This window comes from Reyranella soli (assembly GCF_007992495.1).
In the GTDB taxonomy this organism is placed as follows: Bacteria; Pseudomonadota; Alphaproteobacteria; order Reyranellales; family Reyranellaceae; genus Reyranella; species Reyranella soli.
Window position 1 is genome coordinate 41,578 of record NZ_BKAJ01000073.1, and the last position, 19,058, is coordinate 60,635.

General features: G+C 64.6%; 16 protein-coding genes and 1 pseudogene. 14 read left to right on the forward strand and 3 right to left on the reverse strand.

Features of this window, described 5'->3' with window-relative positions:
* Nucleotides 1-67 precede the first annotated feature (67 nt).
* From RSO01_RS20815 to RSO01_RS20840, 6 genes and pseudogenes are all read left to right on the forward strand, one after another.
* Nucleotides 68-1,480 (forward strand): cytochrome ubiquinol oxidase subunit I, encoded by a 1,413-nt coding sequence (locus RSO01_RS20815; RefSeq protein ID WP_147151377.1) that lies wholly within the window; start codon nt 68-70, stop codon nt 1,478-1,480.
* A gap of 2 nt (nt 1,481-1,482) precedes the next feature.
* On the forward strand, nt 1,483-2,469 hold the full coding sequence (gene cydB / locus RSO01_RS20820) for a cytochrome d ubiquinol oxidase subunit II (protein WP_147151378.1): 987 nt from the start codon (nt 1,483-1,485) through the stop codon (nt 2,467-2,469).
* Between the two features lie 2 nt (nt 2,470-2,471).
* Nucleotides 2,472-4,541: an FUSC family protein gene (locus RSO01_RS20825; protein ID WP_147151379.1), complete on the forward strand. Its 2,070-nt coding sequence runs from the start codon at nt 2,472-2,474 to the stop codon at nt 4,539-4,541.
* Between the two features lie 22 nt (nt 4,542-4,563).
* Complete coding sequence (locus tag RSO01_RS20830) at nt 4,564-4,821, forward strand: hypothetical protein (protein ID WP_147151380.1); 258 nt, start codon at nt 4,564-4,566, stop codon at nt 4,819-4,821.
* Nucleotides 4,822-4,828: 7 nt separating this feature from the next.
* On the forward strand, nt 4,829-5,335 hold the full coding sequence (locus RSO01_RS20835; protein ID WP_147151381.1) for a hypothetical protein: 507 nt from the start codon (nt 4,829-4,831) through the stop codon (nt 5,333-5,335).
* Nucleotides 5,336-5,439: 104 nt separating this feature from the next.
* Nucleotides 5,440-5,880 (forward strand): annotated as a pseudogene (locus RSO01_RS20840) (arsenate-mycothiol transferase ArsC); the annotation flags it as partial.
* On the opposite strand, the gene RSO01_RS20845 reads toward RSO01_RS20840, so the two are convergent.
* Nucleotides 5,877-6,452 carry a histidine phosphatase family protein gene (locus RSO01_RS20845; RefSeq protein WP_147151383.1) on the reverse strand — a complete coding sequence of 192 codons (576 nt, stop codon included), beginning with the start codon at nt 6,450-6,452 and terminating at the stop codon, nt 5,877-5,879. The pseudogene RSO01_RS20840 and the gene RSO01_RS20845 sit on opposite strands and share 4 nt — an antisense overlap.
* Nucleotides 6,453-6,576: 124 nt before the next feature.
* Complete coding sequence (locus RSO01_RS20850) at nt 6,577-7,173, reverse strand: TetR/AcrR family transcriptional regulator (RefSeq protein WP_147151384.1); 597 nt, start codon at nt 7,171-7,173, stop codon at nt 6,577-6,579.
* 135 nt (nt 7,174-7,308) lie between these two features.
* On the opposite strand from RSO01_RS20850, the gene RSO01_RS20855 reads away from it, so the two are divergent.
* The 5 genes from RSO01_RS20855 (at nt 7,309) to RSO01_RS20875 (ending at nt 13,656) form a co-directional block, all read left to right on the forward strand.
* Entirely contained in the window at nt 7,309-7,806 is a 498-nt protein-coding gene (locus tag RSO01_RS20855) for a (2Fe-2S)-binding protein (protein WP_147151385.1), read from the forward strand.
* Nucleotides 7,803-8,858 (forward strand): FAD binding domain-containing protein, encoded by a 1,056-nt coding sequence (locus RSO01_RS20860; protein ID WP_147151386.1) that lies wholly within the window; start codon nt 7,803-7,805, stop codon nt 8,856-8,858. The genes RSO01_RS20855 and RSO01_RS20860 overlap by 4 nt, the downstream gene beginning before the upstream one ends.
* Complete coding sequence (locus tag RSO01_RS20865; protein WP_147151387.1) at nt 8,848-11,109, forward strand: xanthine dehydrogenase family protein molybdopterin-binding subunit; 2,262 nt, start codon at nt 8,848-8,850, stop codon at nt 11,107-11,109. Before RSO01_RS20860 ends, RSO01_RS20865 begins: the two co-directional genes overlap by 11 nt.
* Before the next feature lie 179 nt (nt 11,110-11,288).
* Nucleotides 11,289-12,896, forward strand: coding sequence for a rhodanese-like domain-containing protein (locus tag RSO01_RS20870; RefSeq protein WP_147151388.1), 1,608 nt, complete (start codon nt 11,289-11,291; stop codon nt 12,894-12,896).
* 10 nt (nt 12,897-12,906) lie between these two features.
* A complete protein-coding gene (locus RSO01_RS20875; protein WP_147151389.1) occupies nt 12,907-13,656 on the forward strand; it encodes an endonuclease/exonuclease/phosphatase family protein in 750 nt (249 codons plus the stop codon).
* Between the two features lie 7 nt (nt 13,657-13,663).
* Here RSO01_RS20875 and RSO01_RS20880 read toward each other — a convergent pair whose 3' ends face one another.
* Nucleotides 13,664-14,680, reverse strand: coding sequence for an amidohydrolase family protein (locus tag RSO01_RS20880; protein WP_147151390.1), 1,017 nt, complete (start codon nt 14,678-14,680; stop codon nt 13,664-13,666).
* Between the two features lie 343 nt (nt 14,681-15,023).
* Between RSO01_RS20880 and RSO01_RS20885 the strand changes: the two genes are divergently transcribed.
* The 3 genes from RSO01_RS20885 (at nt 15,024) to RSO01_RS20895 (ending at nt 19,045) form a co-directional block, all read left to right on the forward strand.
* Nucleotides 15,024-16,808 carry a sulfatase family protein gene (locus RSO01_RS20885; protein WP_147151391.1) on the forward strand — a complete coding sequence of 595 codons (1,785 nt, stop codon included), beginning with the start codon at nt 15,024-15,026 and terminating at the stop codon, nt 16,806-16,808.
* Nucleotides 16,809-16,962: 154 nt separating this feature from the next.
* Nucleotides 16,963-17,388: an SRPBCC domain-containing protein gene (locus RSO01_RS20890; RefSeq protein WP_170303232.1), complete on the forward strand. Its 426-nt coding sequence runs from the start codon at nt 16,963-16,965 to the stop codon at nt 17,386-17,388.
* 28 nt (nt 17,389-17,416) lie between these two features.
* Nucleotides 17,417-19,045 (forward strand): UbiD family decarboxylase, encoded by a 1,629-nt coding sequence (locus tag RSO01_RS20895; RefSeq protein WP_147151393.1) that lies wholly within the window; start codon nt 17,417-17,419, stop codon nt 19,043-19,045.
* Nucleotides 19,046-19,058: the final 13 nt, after the last annotated feature.

The window sequence follows — 19,058 nt, forward strand, 5'->3', positions numbered from 1 at the left end:
TCGGGAAGAGTCGCCATGGACTACGAACGCTCGATCCGCAGAAAGCTGCCCAGATAGGAAGTGCAAGATGGAACTCAGCGCTCTCCTGCTCTCTCGATTGCAGTTCGCCTTTACCGTCTCGTTCCACATCATCTTCCCATCGTTCACCATCGGGCTGGCGGTGTGGCTGACCGCTCTGGAGGCGGTGTACCAGGGCACTGGCCGGCCGGTGTTTCGCCGTGTCTTCGAGTTCTGGCTCAAGATCTTCGGTGTCGCCTTCGGCCTGGGCGTGGTGTCCGGCATCGTACTGGCATTCCAGTTCGGAACCAATTGGAGCGTGCTGTCGCGTATGTCGGGGCCCATCCAGGGGCCGTTGTTGACCTACGAGACCTTCACCGCTTTCGCGCTCGAGGCGAGCTTCTTCGGAGTACTGGTCTTCGGTCGGCGTCGCGTGCCGCCCTGGTTGTATCTCTTCTCGACCGCAATGGTGGCGCTGGGAACCACGTTTTCCGCCTTCTGGATCATGGTCAACAACAGCTGGATGCAGGTGCCGGTCGGATACTCGCTGGAGAATGGCGCGTTTGTTCCCAAAGACTGGGCAGCGATCATATTCAGTCCAGTCGTCTGGGTACGCTTTCCGCACATGCTGCTGGCCTCCTTCATCACCGGCGCCTTCTGCGTGGCCGCGACCGGCGCATGGTATTTCCTTCGAAAGGAGTTCGAAGCGGAGGCGCGCGTCATGCTTCGCATGGGACTCTTTCTCGCGGCCCTCTTCGTCCCCGCGCAGCTCCTGTTTGGACATCTGACGGGCGACTACGTCCACAAGTACCAGCCGGCCAAATTTGCCGCCATCGAGGGTCGATGGGAGACCGAGCAACCGGCCGGCGAGGTCGTGATCGCATGGCCCAACTCGAAGAAGGAGGCCAATGACTTCGAGATCAAGATTCCGTTTCTTGGCAGCCTGATTGCCAGCATGAGTTTCGATTCGAAGGAGGTTGGCCTGAAGGATTTCCCGGTCCATGAGCGTCCGCCGGTTGTGATCCCCTTCTTCTCATTTCGGATAATGGTCGGCTGCGGCCTGGCCATGCTGGCGCTGGCCTGGCTCGGACCATACCTGATCTGGAAAGGTCGCCTCGAGCAGAGTCGTTGGCTCTTGTGGCTGATTTTCCTCAGCTTCCCACTGCCGTTCATCGCCACGCTGACCGGCTGGTTCACGGCTGAAGTCGGACGACAGCCTTGGACTGTGTACGGCGTCCTGCGGACTGCGGATGCCGCCACGCCTTTCCTGACGACGCGCGCCGTGGCGATCTCGTTGGTCCTGTACTTCGTGCTCTACAGTTTCATCTTCCTGTTTGGCGTCTTCTACATCTATCGCCTGCTGCAAGCCGGGCCTGCGGGAGCCCTTGTCACTGCTTCCCACGATGCGACGCCCAGCCGGCCTATGTCGGTCGCGAAAACACCTCTCGTGAACGGACAGGCGCAGGAAGCCAGGGGAGACTGACGATGATTAGCTTCTGGGTGGCTGTGCTGTCGGTCAGCATTCTGCTCTATGTTCTGCTCGACGGCTTCGACCTCGGCATTGGCATCATCTTCGGGTTCATGCCGACCGAGGCCCGCCGGGCTTCCCTCTTGCAGGCCATAGAGCCGCTGTGGGACGGCAACGAGACGTGGCTTGTCGTTACCGGTGTCGTGCTTTGGGGCGCTTTCCCAATCGTCTATGCGACCCTGTTGTCGGCGTTCTACCTTCCGCTTCTTGCCATGCTCGGCGGCCTGATCCTGCGCGGCGTCGCCTTCGAATTCCGGGACAAGGCCGAGCGACTGCGCTGGATTTGGGACGCAGGCTTCGCTCTCGGATCCTTGGTCGCCGCTTTCGTGCAAGGTGTTGCCGTCGGTGCGCTTGTCGAAGGCCTGCCGATGTCCGATGGACAGTATGTCGGCGGCGATTTCGGCTGGGCCAGTCCATTTGCCTTGCTCTGCGGCGTGGGCCTCTGTGTCGGCTACGCGCTGCTTGGTGCTGCCTGGCTTGCCTACAAGTGCGAGGGCGAGCTCAAGGATACCGCCTATCGTCTCATTCGCTTTCTGGCGCCCGGCCTCCTTTTCTTCCTGGTTGTCGTCTTCGCCTTCGCGCTGAACAAAAACTTCGCGGTCATGGAGCGTTGGCTGACGCGGCCAATCCTGTTTCTGTTTCCGATGGTCGGTGTCTCCGCTGGGGCGCTATTGGGAGCAAGTGTCAAGCAACGCTGGGACGCAGGTCCGTTCATTACGGTCGCTATCATTTTCGTGTCGGCGTTCGGGACGCTCGCGTTGTCGTTCTGGCCCTACATGATCCCTTTCTCCATCACCATCGATCAAGCGGCGGCGCCGCGCGAGAGCCTTTCCTTCATGTTCTGGGGGGCAGGGCTTTTCGTCTTTCCTCTGATGCTGGTCTATGTGGTGTTCAACTACAGGGTCTTTCGCGGCAAGAATCGTCCTTCCGCTGACCACTATTGAACATGGACAACGACGCGTCGGGCTTCTCTCGACCTGACGTCGCGCTGCCCGACGCAAGCCGATGGCTGCAAGCCGTTCGGGTGCTGGCGCCCAAGGTCCTCTACGGTCTGCGCCTCTGGATCGCGGTCTGCCTCGCGCTCTACGTTGCTTTCTGGCTCGAGCTCGACAATGCCTACTGGGCCGGTACGTCGGCTGCAATCGTCTGCCAGCCCAGCGTCGGTGCGTCGCTACGCCGGGGCGCCGCCCGCATGATCGGCACGGTCGTTGGCGCCATTGCGATCGTCGCAATCACGGCATGCTTCGCACAGGATCGTGTGGCCTTTCTCCTCAGTATCGCGATCTGGGGCAGCGCCTGCGCCTTCGCCGCCAGCGTTCTCAGGAACTCCGCCTCATACGGGGCTGCTCTTGCCGGTTTCACCGCCGTGATCGTTGCTGGCGACGAGTTGGGAATGACAGGTGGCCCCAGCGGCGACGCCTTCATGTTGGCAGTCACCCGTGCCAGCGAGATCGGCATCGGCATCGTAAGTGCGACCGTCGTCCTCGCCAGCATGGATTTGGGGAATGCACGCCGACGGCTCGTGTCCGAGCTCGCTGCGCTGGCGGCCGAAATCAGCCATCGGTTCGGCGCTTTGCTGGTCCAGACCGACCTGACTCAGGCTGACACTCGACCTGCGCGACACGCCTTGGCGACCAGGATCGTGGCACTGAGTTCCCTCGTCGACGAAGCGCTCGGCGAGGTCTCTGATCTTCCTTACCGTGTCGGAACGCTGCGAGCGGCAACGGAAGGGTTGTTTGTGGCCTTGTCCGGCTGGCGAACGGCCGCCAACTGCCTGGAAGAGCTGCAGGAGGAAGAAAAACGTCAGTCGGCGACCATTTTACAGATGTATCCGGCACATCTTCGATGGCCGCTGGCCAAATCGCTCTGGAGTGGACATCCCGACACCCTGATCGATGTGTGCCGTGGCGCAGGTCGATCGCTGGTGGCGCTTCCGGTCGATACGCCGTCCTTGCGACTGTTGGCCGATGGCATCGCGCAGGCGTTGCGCGGCCTCTCGCAGACCGCGGGCGCATTGACGGCACTCGCGGACCCGGCTCATGCCGTTTCATATCGGCGTCGTCTCCATTGGTATCGACCCGACCTTTTGCCTCCCTTCATCGCCGCAGTTCGCGTACTTGCGACGCTGGTTGCCATTGAGCTGATCTGGATTGCCACCGCGTGGCCGAACGGCGCAGAAGCCATAAGCTTCGCGGCAATCGGGCTCATCCTGTTTTCGCCACGAGAAGCCCAAGCTTATTCGGAGGCCCGTGCGTTCACTCTGGGCCTGGCCCTCGCCGTCGTCTTGGCAGCTACAGTCCGGTTTGCCGTGCTGCCGGGCATGGAAACATTCGTTGGACTCTCGATCGTCATCGGATGCGTCCTGGTCCCCGTGGGCGTTCTGTCCCTTCAGGCGTGGCAGACGTCTGTATTCAAGTCGCTGGCGATATTTTTCTGCATTCTTCTGGCGCCGGCGAACATCATGACTTTCGACACCGTCCAGTACTACAACGAGGGGCTTGCCGTCGTGGCAGGCATGGGATCCGCCGCCATCGGGTTCTTGCTGGTTCCGCCTTTGTCGCCTGCCGCGCGTGTTTCGCGCATCCTCGATGCCACATTGCGAGATTTCCGGCGGCTGGCCGCCGGACGCCGGCGCGACGGCCTCCAAGAGTGGGAGCGTCGCGCATATCGCCGCCTTGCCGATATGCCTTCTACGGTCGGGGCCGGACAGCTCGCTCGCTTCGTTGCAATGCTTTCGATGGGCTCTACGATCATCCGACTCCGGCGATTGGCGCGCCGGTTCAAGATGGAAGCCGAGATCGATACGGCGTTCGCTGCCATTGCAGCGGGTAAGAGCGGAACGGCCATATCGTACCTCTCCGAATTGGAACGCGAGTTGCGCAAGAATTCAAATGGCGAGGTGGAAGTAACGACAAGCTTGCGGGCTTGTGCAGGGATGCGTGCGGCGTTGCGCACGCTTACCCGGTACGGAGGCTATCTCGACGAGCGAGGGAATTGGTCGTCCTGGCCGCCCTGATTCGCAGGGGAAGTCGCGTATCATGATCAACAGCGACCAGCGATTGATTCGTAAGCGCAACTTTGTGGCCCATGTGCACCACCTTGAACAAGCGAGGCGACTCATGGCTTCGACCCTTCACACCGATTCATCGAGCGCAAGCATTGCCAGCAGCGAGAGAGAAGCATTTACTGCTCCTTCGAAAGGTACGTTGCTTCCTGGACTTGCTGGCCTGTCGACAAGAGTCGCTGGCGCAGCAGGAGCGTTGAATATCGTTAGCCGCACAGGAAATGGGACGTAGCGGAGAGGTGAACCTCGTGCGATCTCGGCAGCATTTTTTGCCTCTGGCGGTTGGACTATTTGCTTTGTTGGTTGGCGCTGGCGAGCCGCTCGCGGCCGGTCTGACGCTGAAATGCGGGCGCGCGGACGTCATGAACCCAAAATGGAAGGTTCCGCTGACATTTGTCTACGCCGGCGGCGACAGCGGACCGGTAAACATCAGCGGCCCCTTCGGCGACTTTTCGATCAACGTCAAACGTACGTCGATGCCAGCCGGCTCAATGACGACGGGCGAGGCTCTGGCGGGTACAGTTAAGGCTCGCGTCAAGCTGCCGCCGCTCGCCGATCTGGAGGCATGTATATTGAAAAGGCTCACGACGTCGGCGTCAAAGCCGGACGATGGGGATGCTTTCCTCAACGGTCGCGATGCCTGCCTGCAGGCGCTCCAGCCGCCGCTCGAGGGCGTCGATGCGACAGCGTCACTGATGATCGGCTTTTTCAAGGATCAGTCGACGCAATGCGTGCTGGAAAAGTGACGCGAGGCGCCGCTCTCCAGTAGAGCATGGCGTGCAAAGACCCACCCCGAAACTTGACGGCGTGAGCCCTCGGATCATCATCGGATGATGGAAAGGTTCTCTGTGTCTGTGTTGGCAACATCAGTCGCAGTCCGATGATGCAGGCGGTGCTTCAGCAGCATCTTGGCGCCAGCTTCCTGGTCGAAAGTGCTGGCGTGCGTAAGGAGTTGGCAGGCCGTCCCGCCAATGACCGCTCTGTCGCGTGTATGAAGGAACGCGGGGTCGATTTGAGTGGCCATGTCAGCCGCTGGATCGGAGACCTGGATCTCTACCAGTACCGATGGATCGTTTGCGTCGGCCACGACGAGGCCGACAAGGTCCGTTCCGCCCTTGGGGCAGACTCGGCGAGCGTGATGGTCGCGAACGAACAGCAAGGCGGCATTCCGGACCCCTACGAACTTGGGATGGCCGGTTATCGGGACTGCCTGGCTCTGCTGGACCAGGTCATGCCGCACATTGCGCAGCGCATCAGCGGAGCCAGCTTTGCAAGTACGAATGGCCACTAGCGAGCATAAAGTTTAGCTGCCGGACCGCGTAGGGCGTCCAATCGCACGAACCTGATCGGCCGACCGGCGTCGAGTTCCACTTCGAACAGGTCGGGGGTACGCAAGTCTAGCCATTGCTCGAAACCAAACGCCGTATCCATCGATCGTAGTACCGAAGCGATCAAGTTGCGGTGGCTGGAGACGGCCGGCAGCCAATGGCCTGCGGCGGCAATGTCGGTCAAGGCGGCGATGGCACGTTGCATCGTCTCATTGAGGCTCTCTCCGCCTGGCGCACGGTAGTCGGGCTCAGCGAACGACCGGCGGACGTGGTCCAACCGGTTCTCGAGATCCCTGTCCGAGAGCACCCGCTCGCGAAGCCGGTCATCGAGACCGACTGACAAGCCAGCCGAGATCGCGAAGGGCCGAACGGTCGCGTGCGCCCGCGCGTAGGGGCTGGAGTAGACGGCGTCTGGCGCCAGGTCACGGAGTCGGGTGATCAGCGCCTCCGCTGCCTTGGCGCCGGCTTCGCTCAACGGCGCGTCCGGATGCGTCCCAGTCGACTGGCAGTGGCGGATAAGGAGCAGCTTCGGCATCACGACCAGAATATCACCATGAGTGAGCGCCGGCAGGCGTCGCGCCCGCTCTACCTTCAGAAGCGGACATTGTTCGGCGCCCAAGCAGCGCGTTGAAGGCGTCTGCGTCTTTCCAGCGCCGTCCCTACCGTTTCACCATGAGGCCGTCGACGAACACGCCGATCAGGCGCGTCACTGTCGCCTGCCAATCGGGCCGCTCGTAGGAATAGGAGAGGCCGAGCAGCGCGCGCAGGAGATCCTCGGGCGTGATGTCGCTCCGCATCTGCCCTGCGGCGATGGCGCGTTTCAGGATGCCGTCGAGGGCCGTCGTCAGGCGGTCGAAGGAATAGGCGTAGAGTTCCGAGGGCGGAGCCTGCGCGGCGAGCGACAGCGCCGCCAGCATGCCCTTCTTGGTGGCGACCAGCTGGACGAACGCGCCCAGCCACTGTCGCAGCGCATCGATTGGCTCGGCTTCGTGCGCCAGTCGCTCGGCCAGACCCGCGAGCTCGTCGACCTCGCGGCGGTAGACCGCTTCGAACAGGGCTTCGCGCGTCGGGAAGTGGCGGTAGAGCGTGCCGATGCCGACGCCGGCGCGCCTGGCGACGGCCTCGAGGCTCGCCTCGGGCCCGCCGGCGCTGAACACGCGCGTGGCGGCCTTCAGCAGGCGCTCGCGATTGCGCAGCGAGTCGGCGCGCGGCTTGCGCTCGACCTCGGCTCTGGTTCTGGCGGAACGGACGGCCATGGAATCCCTGTCAAAGCCCCTCTTGAAAAACGGAGGGCGCCTCCGTATCTGTATCCGGAGGTCGCCTCCGTTTAATCATGTATGCCTTGCCGGCGGCGATTTCCTCGACAAAAGCATCGAATCGGGGTCCTCCAAATGCCTTTCTCCATCAGCTTAACGGTGAATGGCGTGTCCCGGAACGTCGAACTCGACGATCCGCGGGTCACGCTGCTCGATCTGCTGCGCGAGCGCCTCGACCTGCCCGGCACGAAGAAGGGCTGCGATCGCGGACAATGCGGTGCCTGCACGGTCCTGGTCGACGGCCGGCGGGTCAATTCCTGCCTCGCGCTGGCGCTCAGCCACGACGGCGCTGAGATCACGACGATCGAAGGCGTGGCGCAGGGCGACGAGCTCCATCCCGTGCAGGCCGCCTTCATCGCCCATGACGCCTTCCAATGCGGCTTCTGCACGCCGGGCCAGATCATGAGCGCCATCGGCCTGATCAACGAAGGCCAGGCCGGCGACGATCCCGAGCGCATTCGCGAAGCGATGAGCGGCAACCTCTGTCGCTGCGCGGCCTATGTCGGGATCGTCGACGCCGTGATCGAGGCTCAGAAGAGACTGGCGGACGCCGGCCGGAGGGAGGCGGCATGAAGACGTTCGATTATGTCCGGCCGGCCACGATCGCCGAGGCCGTCGCCGCGTCCGCCGCGCCTGGTGCCGCCTACCTGGCGTCGGGAACCAACCTGCTCGACCTGATGAAAGTCGGCGCGGCGCGGCCCGACCGGCTGATCGACATCACGCATATTGCCGGCCTCGACCACATCGACTGGCTGGCCGATGGCGGAGTGCGCATCGGCGCCCTCGTGCGCAACGCCGATCTCGCCCATGACCCGGCGTTCGTGCGCGCGTATCCGGCGGTAGCCGAAGCGCTGCTGTCGGGCGCGTCGGCGCAGCTCCGTAATGCCGCGACCGGTGGCGGCAACCTGCTGCAGCGGACGCGCTGCGCCTACTTCGGCGATCCCGCCAGCGCCTGCAACAAGCGCGAGCCGGGCTCGGGGTGCGACGCGCTGGGCGGCGAGAATCGCCTGCACGCGGTGCTGGGCTGGAGCCCATCGTGCATCGCCGTGCACCCGTCCGACTTCTGCGTGCCCCTGGTCGCGCTCGACGCGGTGGCCGAGATCGAGGGCAGGGCCGGACGACGCGAGATCCCTCTGGAATCGCTATACTGCCTGCCCGGCGACGCGCCGCAGCGTGAGACCGTCCTGGAGCCGGGCGACTTGATCGTGGCGCTGCGCCTTGCCGACCCGACCGCCTTTGCCCGCCATGCGCGGTACCTGAAGCTGCGCGAGCGCACGTCCTATGCCTTCGCCGTCGTCTCCGCCGCCGCGGCGCTCGCGATGGAAGAAGGCAGGATCAGGCAGGCGCGGCTGGCGCTGGGCGGCGTCGCGGCCAAGCCGTGGCGAGCGCGCGCAGCCGAGGACATCCTAGCCGGCGCCCGTCCCGGCGAGACGATCTTCCGCCGCGCCGCGGAGGCGGCGCTGGCCGACGCCCGGCCGTCCGGCGACAACGCCTACAAGATCGAGCTGGCGCGACGCATCATCGTGCGCGCGCTCACGCTGGCGGCGGCAGGAACGCCGCAGCGTCTGCCCGCTCTTCCCGCCTCGCCCTTCTCTTCCGCTCCCGGAGCGCGCCATGCCGCTTGAGTCTCCCCTCGTGCTTTCCTCGCCGCACATCCGTCACGGCTCGAATGCCGGCCAGCCCATCACCCGTCGCGACGGTGTCCTCAAAGTGACGGGCAAGGCCCGCTATGCCGCCGACAACCATCCGCCGGGCCTGCTCTATGCCGTGCTGGCGACGAGCCGCATCGCGCGCGGCCGGGTCAAGTCGCTGAACGTCGAGGCGGCCCGGAGCCACAAAGGCGTGGTCGAGGTGATGACGCCTGCCAACCGGCCGAAGCTGGCGCAGGACCCGGATGAACGATCGAACCCGTTCATGTTCCGGATGGATGCCCTGCAGAACGATCGCGTTCGCTACGCCAACCAGCCGATCGCGCTGGTGATTGCCGAAAGCCTGGAGGCAGCGACGGAAGGCGCGGTGCTACTCGAGCCACAGTACGAGACCGACACGGCGCGCATCGGCCTGGATGCCGGCGACAGCTTCGTGCCGCCTGCCGTCGGCATGGGGGCGCCCGCGGAGGTGCGCAAGGGCGACGTCGACGCCGGCCTCGAGGCTGCCGCCACAACCATCGACGCCACCTATGAGACGCCGACGCAGTTCCACAACGCCATGGAGCCGCATGCCATCGTCGCCGCGTGGGACGGCGAGCGGCTGTCGATCGACATGCCGAGCCAGGGGTTGGAGTTCGCGCGCGGCCGCGCCGCCGGGCTGCTGGGCATTCCGCCCGAACAGATCCATATCCGCAGCCCGTTTCTCGGCGGCGGCTTCGGCGGCAAAGGCTTCGTCTCCGGGCCGCAGCTGCTCGCCGTTCTCGCCGCGAAGATGACCGGGCGACCGGTCAAGCTGGTGCTGCGCCGCGACCAGCTCTACGGGCCGTTCGGCCATCGTCCGCCGACGCGCCAGCGGGTCCGCCTGGGCGCCGCGCGCGACGGCGCACTGACGGCGATCGACCATCACGTCCGGACCGCGTCGAGCACCTACGACGACTTCTTCGAGCCGGCCGCCAACGTCTCTCATGCGCTCTATGCCAGTCCGGCGATCGCGACGACATACGAGGCGGTGCGCAACGATGTCGGCACGCCAACCTTCATGCGGGCGCCGGGCGAAGCGCCGGGATCGATCGCGCTGGAAAGCGCCATCGACGAGGCGGCTGCCGCCTGCGGCATGGACCCGCTCGCGTTCCGCCTCAGGAACTACGCCGAGGTCGAGCCGATCTCCGGCCGGCCGTTCTCGTCGAAGGCGTTGCGCGACTGCTATGCGCAGGCCGCCGAACGATTCGGCTGGGCCGGCCGACCGGTGGCGCCGCGGCAGATGCGCGACGAGGCGGGCTTCCTGGTCGGCTGGGGCGTCGGCACGGCGCTCTTCCCGGCGCTGATGTTCCAGGCGCAGGCGCGCGCGATCGTCAAAAGTGATGGAACGGGAGTCGTCGAAACCGGCGCACACGACATGGGGCAAGGCGCGTGGACGGCGCTGGCGCAGATCGCCGCCGACGGGCTGGCGCTCGACATCGACCAGGTCGTGTTCAACGCCGGCAACTCCGACCTGCCCGATGCCGGCATCGCCGGCGGATCGGCACACACGGCCACGGCGGGCAGCGCGATCCACAATGCCGGCGCCGACGTGATCGCCAAGCTGGCGGATCTCGCGATGGGCGACCGGCAGTCTCCGCTCTACGGCGCCGGCAACCAGGGCGTGGTGGCGCGCAACGGCCGCCTGCACCGTCGCGACGACGAAGCCCGCAGCGAGCGCTACGCCGACATCCTGGTGCGCGCCGGCCTGTCCCAGGTCGAGGGCAGCGGCAGCGTCGCCGCCGACCCGGCCGCGCCATCCAACTGGGCGATGTATGCCCATGGCGCCGTGTTTGCCGAGGTCAAGGTCGATCCCGATCTCGGCCAGGTCCGCGCGACGCGGCTGGTCGGCGCCTTCGCGGCCGGACGCGTGATCAATCCGCGGCTGGTGCGCAGCCAATACTACGGCGGCATGATCTGGGGCGCGTCGTTTGCGTTGAACGAGCAGGCGATCGTCGATGGCCGGTCGGGCCGCGTCATGAATGCCGACCTCGCGGAATACCACGTGCCGGTCAACGCCGACGTGGTGTCGCTCGAGGCGCTGCTGGTCCACGAGGACGATCCGCATGTGAACGCCCTGGGCATCAAGGGCGTCGGCGAGATCGCCATCACCGGCACGGCCGGGGCCATCGCCAACGCCGTGTGGCACGCCACCGGCATCCGCGTCCGGCGATTCCCGATCAGGATCGAGGATCTTCTGACAAGCTGAGTGCGGTGCCCAAGCGATCGCGAATTCGCGCAGCAAAAACAGCTGAACTTGTTCAAGGCGCTTTTGCCGCCAAAATGAAAGCACCAGACGAAGCAGCGGAGATACTCGTCCAGGCAGTCCTGTTGCATTCCTGCCAAACCTGAGCCACTTGACTCTTGAAGGCAGCAAGGACGCAAGCAATGACCACCGTGACGATCGCTCCCCGGGATCTCAAGCAACGACTGCGCGACATCATCAAGGGTAACGGCCGCGAGCTCGCCTTCCTCGATGTGCGCGAGGACGGTCAACGCGGCATGGCCCATCCCTTGTTGTCGGTCGGCCTGCACTACTCCACCCTCGAGGCGATGGTCGGCCGACTGGTGCCGCGCCGATCGACGCCCATCGTGCTGATGGACGGGGGAGACGGGGTCTCGGAACGGGCAGCCAAACGTCTTGCTGCGCTCGGTTATTCCGAGATCGCCGTGATGAGTGGCGGGGTCGAGGCCTGGAAGTCCGCCGGATACGAGCTGTTCATGGGACACAACGTGGTCAGCAAGTCCTTCGGCGAGATGGTCGAGCACGCCTGCCACACGCCTTCCATCTCCGCCGAAGAGCTGAAGGCGATGCAGGATCGCGGCGACAGGCTGGTCGTGCTGGACGGCCGCACACCCGAGGAACACCACCGGCAATGCCTGCCGGGCGGCATCAGTGTTCCCAACGCCGAGCTCGTCTATCGGGTCCACGATCTTGCCCCCGACGCCGAAACCACCGTAGTGGTGAATTGCGCGGGCCGTACGCGAAGCATCATCGGCGCGCAGGCCCTTCGCAATGCGCGCATACCGAACAAGGTCGTCGCCTTCCGCAACGGCACGATGGGCTGGACGCTGGCGGGCTTCACGCCCCAGCTCGGCAGCACGCTGAGCTACGGACCGGTCTCGGTCAGCGGGCAGGCGCAGGCCCAACAATGGGCCGCGGGCATGAAGAACCGCTACGGCGTGCAGTCGGTCGACCGCAAGACCCTGGACGCGTGGCGCAATGAGGCGAACCGGACGACGTTCCTGTTCGACGTGCGCGACGAGCGCGAGTATTCCGACGGCCATGTGCCGGGTGCGCTGTCGATTGCCGGCGGCCAGCTTGTGCAAACCACTGACGAGTGGATGGGGGTGCGCGGCGCCAGGGTGGTGCTGACCGACGATACCGGCGTGCGCGCCAGCGTCACCGCCCACTGGCTCGCTCAGATGGGCTGGGATGTCTATGTGCTCGAAGGCGGAATCGGGTCGGGGCCAGTCGAGCGCGGTCCCTTGAAGCAGCCGGTGCTCGGGCTCGAGTCCATAGCGACATCGCAGGTCACCCCGAAGGAGCTGAAGGCGCTGATCGATGCCGGTGACGCCGTGGTGCTCGATGCCGGACCGGGCCTCGCCTACCGCAAGACCCACATTCCCGGCGCGATCTGGGGATGCCGGCCTCAGCTAGCCAAGGCCGTGGCCAAGCTCGGCAAGGCCAAGTGCATCGTTCTCACCTCACCCGATGCGGTGCGGGCCAAGCTGGCGTCGGTCGACCTGCCTGACCTGACCGACGCCAGGATCGCCGTGCTCGAGGGCGGCACGGACGCGTGGGTGGTTGCCGGTTTTCCGACCAAGGAGAGCCCTGACACGCCCTCGAACGAGGAGATCATCGATCACCTGGTCTGGGTGGCCGGGCGTCGAACCGGCAACCAGGCCGAGATGAAGCAGTACCTTGCGTGGGAGCAGCAGCTCGTCGCCCAGCTCGAACGCGACGGCGATCTGCCCTTCCGCATCGTCGCCTAGTCGGCAGGTCATGCCGTTTCGCGTCGTCACGCTCAACCTGGAGCAGGATCACAAGCGGTGGGAGGAGCGCCGACCGCTGATCGAGGCGGAGATCGCCCGCCTGAAGCCGGACATCGTCGGCCTCAACGAGGTGAGCATTCCCCTGCAAACGGCCCGCACCCTGAGGCGAACGGCAAGTGCTGCGTGTGACCGGGCGTTCAATCTCGTGCAACAGACACGCGTCAACGGGCTGAGCGAGGTCGAGGGCGAGGCGCTGCTCAGCTCCTTTCCCGTGCTGGAGACCGGCAACCTCGACTTCCGCACGCAGGACATCGTGGCCCTGGTTGCGCGCCTGGACATCGGCGGCACGCCCGTCGATGTCTACGTGACGCACCTCTATCGGTCGATCGGCGATGATTCGCTCCGGCTCTTTCAGGCCCAGAAGCTGCTGGCCTGGATCGAAAGCCGCGACGACGCCGGGCAGGCCATCGTGTGCGGCGATTTCAATGCGACCCTGGAGAAGCCCTCGGCGGCGTTGATGGCGACGCGCTTTCGCCCGACCCAGACGGCGCCCACGGCCTTCACGCCGCTTGCCGGCGCCGGCGGTGAGATCTCGCATCCCTACTGGCCAAGGATGGATCGCTGCATCGACTACATCTGGGTGTCGGAGAAAGTAAGGGTCGTGGCCAGCGGCACATGCTTCGACCGTGCCAGCGCCGACGATGCGACCCTGTGGCCGTCCGATCACGCCGGCGTTTGGGCCGACCTCGAGGTTGGCTGACCCCGTACTACGCTTTCAGCTTGAACACACGTTGGGCGTTCGTCTCATAGATCTGCTTGCGCTCATCCTCGGTCACGGCGGCGCTGTCCATGAAGCGCACGGCCTCGGCGTCATCTTCGTAAGGAAAGTCTGCGGCGAACAGGATGCGCTCGACTCCGAGCACGTCGAGGCAGAGCCGCAGCGCCGGCATCGAGGTGACGCCGGCGGTGGTGATGACGAAATTATCGAGAAAATACTGGCTGGGCAGGTTGGGAAGCTTGTCGACGCCACCAGTCTTGACTTCGAGCAAGTAGCGATTGTCGATGCGCTGTAGCCAGAACGGCAAACCCTCACCCATGTGACCGAGCACGATTCTGAGCTTGGGAAAGCGATCGAACGTGCCCGACATGATCAGGCGCATTGCATGCAGCCCGGTCTCGGCAGCGAACCCCCAGCCGGCGAAATAGAGGCCGTAGTCGAGGTAGGGCGTCACCATTGACGGCGCAGGCTCACGCGGATGAAGGTAGATCGGCACGTCCAGAGCTTCGGCCGTCTCGAATATGGGCCTGTACTTGGCCGCGTCGAGATACTGCCCTTTGGTATGGGAGTTGATGATCACGCCACAGAGGCCGAGCTCCTGGGTGGCCCGCTCGATCTCCCGTGCAGCCGTCGCCGGATGTTGCGGCGCGATCGCAGCCAGGCCCGCGAACCGCGTTGGATGGGCTTTCACTGCAGCCGCGAGCGCGTCATTCGATTCCGCCGCAAGCCGTGCCGCCAGCGGCCGGTCGAACACCTGCACGCCCGGCGACGTGAGCGAGAGGATCTGCATGTCGACGCCGATCGAATCCATGTGAGCGATGCGGCCGGCGCCGATGTCGAGCAGGCGATCATCCAGCGGCTTGTTCGCAGGCGTCTGTGCCAGGATGGTCTCGCCCATCTTGGCGAAGCCGGGTTCGACGTCGTGACTCGCCAGTACAACCTGCCATTGGGACACGATCTCGGGTGTCACGAAGGCTTCTTCCACCGCGATACGCCGGATGGCCATGATCATGCTCCCTGGGTGATCCAGTCCGGACCGCCGCAGATAGTGCAGGCCGAAGCTGACGTCGATAGAGCTGCACTGTGGCAGTAGAGCCACATGGCAGACAACCTCGATGAACGATGCAGTCGAGCATTGCCGCGGAATCGCTTCCGGCTCTATCGTCAGTTAGGCGTAGTGTCTGGAGAGTCTCGTGCACAAGGTGAAGCTCGACGACGATATCGTGAAGGTCGCTCTCGGGAGGCGGGGTCGTCTTCGACTTTTCGAGCCTTTGCAGATGTGGTTTCGACCGCGGACGTCACCTCGCTGCTGAAAGCTTGAAACGCGACGGCCGCCGGAGGAGACCAGCATGGCGAATACAGAAGACGACGCTCCACCGAACGCCTCGCGCCGCACCGCGATGGCGTCGGGAGCGGCACTGCTCGGCACGACGATGCTTGCCGGCCTGTCGGCCAATGCCCAGCCGGCTGCGCCGCCGCCGGCCGGGGCGATGCCGCAGGACTACAACATCCTGTTCGTGCTGGTCGACCAGGAGCACTTCTTTCCCAAGTGGCCGTTCCCGGTGCCTGCGCGCGAGGCCATCAAGAAGAAGTCCGTCACTTTCCTCAACCACCAGGCCGCGTCGTGCGTCTGCTCCTCGGCGCGGTCCGTCGTCTACACGGGTCAGCACATCCAGCACACCGGCATTGCCGACAACCTGAACTACGTCTGGCAGCGTGATCTCCAGACCAGCATCAAGACCGTCGGCCACCGTCTGGGCGAACTCGGCTACCACGCCTCCTACCAGGGCAAGTGGCACCTGTCGGCCAATCTCGATCTGTCGGCCAAGCCCATTGACGCGCCGCTACGCGCTTACCAGGACACGATTGCGTCCTATGGCTTCAAGGACTTCTTCGGCGTCGGCGACCTGATCGACGGCACGCTGGGCGGCTACAGCTACGACGACACGACGCTTGCCTCGGCGATCACCTGGTTGCGGACCGAGGCGGAGACGCTGCGCACGCGGGGCCAGCCTTGGTATCTCGCGGTGAACTTCGTCAATCCGCATGACGTGATGTACTTCAACTCCGACCTGCCGACGGAGAACATCCAGAGCCAGAGCCACGCGATGCCGATCGCACGCGCGCCCGACGACGAGCTCTACCGCGCGACCTGGGACGACTATCCATTGCCGGCCAGCCGGCACCAGTCGTTCGACAGCCCCGGCCGTCCCGTCGCCCAGAAGATCTACCAGCAGATTCTCGACCTGCAGGTGGGGCGGTGGCCGGACGAGGATCGTCGGTGGCGGGCGTTGCGCGACTACTACTTCAACGCCATACGCGACTGCGATCGCAAGGTGGAGCTTCTGCTCAACGCGCTGCGCAACAACGGCATGGACAAGAACACCATCGTGATCTTTTCGGCCGATCATGGCGAATTGGGCGGCAACCACCAGATGCGGGGCAAGGGCACGAACGCCTACTGGCAGCAGAACCACCTGCCCCTGATGATCCATCATCCCGCGTTCCAGGGCGGCGTCGAGTCCGAGGCCATCACCTCGCAGCTCGATCTCACGCCGACCATCATCGGCTTGACCGGGAAGGACGCTGCGGCCCGGGCCCGGGCTTCGGAAGGGCTGAAAGGCAAGGATTTCTCGTCATGGCTGCGCAGCCCGGCCCAGGCCGGCGTGCAGTCGATCAGGCCTGCGGCCCTGTACAACTTCGACATGTTGTCCTTCCAGGACCCGAAGTGGGCCGCGCTGACCGTCGATACCCGGGCATATCGCACGAAGACGTCGCAGGAGCAGTTGGCCCAGCTGGCCGGGCACCCGCCGAACTTCCTCAATCGCGTGGCGATCCGCAGCATCTGGGATGGCCGCTATCGCTTCTCGCGATACTTCTCGCCGGTTCGATTCAACACTCCGGCTTCGTTGGAAGAGCTTTTTGAGACGAACGATGTCGAGGTCTACGACCGTCGCAACGATCCCGAGGAGATGAACAATCTCGCCGCCGACCCGAAGCGACACGGAGATCTCATCGTGGCACTGAACCAGGAGACCAATCGGCGCATCGCCGAGGAGGTCGGCGAGGACAACGGCCACTTCCTGCCGATTCGCGACGGCAAATGGCACTTCCCTCCCGCGGCCGACAGATAGGGGAAGAGCAAAAGGCCGTTCCCTTCCGGGAACGGCTCCGTGATCAAGGTCTTTGCTTGTTCCGCTTTGCGCGGCTATCGTTCGAACATGGATTCCATGCCGCTTAGTTTGCTCGCCTGCTGCTGAGTGCGCGTTATTCAGTGGAGAAGCGTCTGTGCCAAGTCATGCTCTTCGTCATGTCGTCAACATCACTGGTGATGCTGCCAAGGTGCATGGCGCGCTCACGACGCTCGAGGGACTGAAGGGCTGGACGATGGCCGAAGTCTCCGGCAAGGGCGGCGTCGGCTCGCAGTGGACGCTGAAATATCCGAGCGGTCCGACCTTCGTCTGGGAGGTCACCGCTCAGGACGATCACAAGGTGGCATGGAAGTGCGCCTCGGGGCCGGGCGACTCGGCCGGCACGACCGTCACCTTCGATCTCGGCAAGACGCCGCACGGCCGCGTGCAGATCGCCTTCTCCCATGCCGGCTGGCCGCACCAGCAGGGCAACTTCGACAAGTGCAACGCGCTCTGGGGCATGATGCTGCATCATCTCCGGTCCTATGTGGAGAAAGGCAAGGTCGCGCCCGCTTATTCCTGACGCGTTTCTCCAGAGCGGGATGCAGATCATGCAGCAGTCACTTCCGGAATTCGTCGCCGCCATGGACAAGGCGGGCTTCCTCGTGCGCATCAAGGACGAGGTCCGCGTCGACCAGATCCCCAAGCTCATGGAGGCCAATCCGACCAAGGCCATCCTGGTCGAGAAGGTGAAGGACACCGAGTTCTCGGTGCTGGCCAATGCCTATTCCAACCAGGAGATGTTCGCCTGGGCCATGGGCTGCGACAAGACGCGGACCGGGCTCGAGATGGTCGCGCGCTCCAAGGGCCGCGTGAAGTGGGAGACCGTGACGACGGCGCCCTGCAAGGAAGTGATCCTGAAGGGCGACGACGTCGACCTGACGCGCCTGCCGCTGTTCCTGCATCACGACCGCGACGGCCACGCTTACACCAACGACAATCTCTTCATCAGCAAGCATCCCGACACCGGCGTCTACGACTGGGGCATCTACCGCTCGATGTTCCGCACGAAGAACGAGAAGTCGGTCGATATGACCTGCACCTCGCACCGCCAGCGCATCCACGCCATGGCGGCGGCGGCGAAGGGGCAGAATCTCGATGTCGCGATCGTGCTGGGCGGCCCGACCATCGACAAGATCGCGGCGCTGGTCGGCGTCACCGCCGACACCGACGATTTCGAGGTGCTCGGCGCCTTTTACGGCGCGCCGGCCAAGATGATCAAATGCGAGACCATCGACGTGATGGTGCCGGCGAACGCCGAGATCGTGCTCGAATGCGAGCTGATGGCGCTCGAGGGGCTCGTCTACGACGAGGGGCCGTACGGCGAGTTCACCGGTATGTACGGCGGCGGCATCAAGCACAACTATCGCCTCAAGGTGAAGGCGATGACCTACCGCAAGGGCGGCATCTTCCAGCATTGCACCATCGGCGGCCTGCACCCCTGGTACACCGACAACATGCTGCAGCTGCCGGCGATCGAGGCCGACCTGTTCAACGGACTGAAGCAGGGCGGCATCGACGTGCGCGAGGTGCGCTGCCCGCTGGGCGGCCTGTCCAACATTGCCTATGCCAAGATTCACCCGCTGGGCGCGGGCGATTCCAAGCAGGCGCTCGGCATCATGCTGACCTGCTCGAAGCAGGGACTGCCCAAGATCGCCATGGTGTTCGACACCGATGTCGACATCTGGGACGACCAGGCGGTGCTGTCCGCCCAGGCCTACCGCTACATGCCGGACAGGGACACGGTGCGGCTCGACGGGCTCAACACCATGACCGTCGATCCGAAGAGCACGACCTTGGGCATCTCCTCCAAGATCGGCCTGGATTGCACCGTGCCGCTGGGGCCGGAATGGAACCCCAACGAGTTCGTGCGCAGCACCGTCACCGACCTCGGCGATCCGCCGGCGGGACTCAAGATCATGACGGAAGAAGCGCTGACCAAGGACATGGAAGCGTTCATCGCCAGCGAGCCGCGCGCTTGGCACGATATCCTGAAGCAGTATCACGGCCAGCCCTACCCGGTGCTCTACCGCGCGTTCGGCAACCTGCGCCACAAGCTCGGCCGCACCAACGACCCGCCGTGGTACCGTTACACGCTCTCCGCGACGCCGTTCTCCTGGGAGGCCAAGCCGCAGCCCATGAACCACTCGGATCCGCGGCACATCAAGACCACGAGCTGAGGCGGCCGGTGGC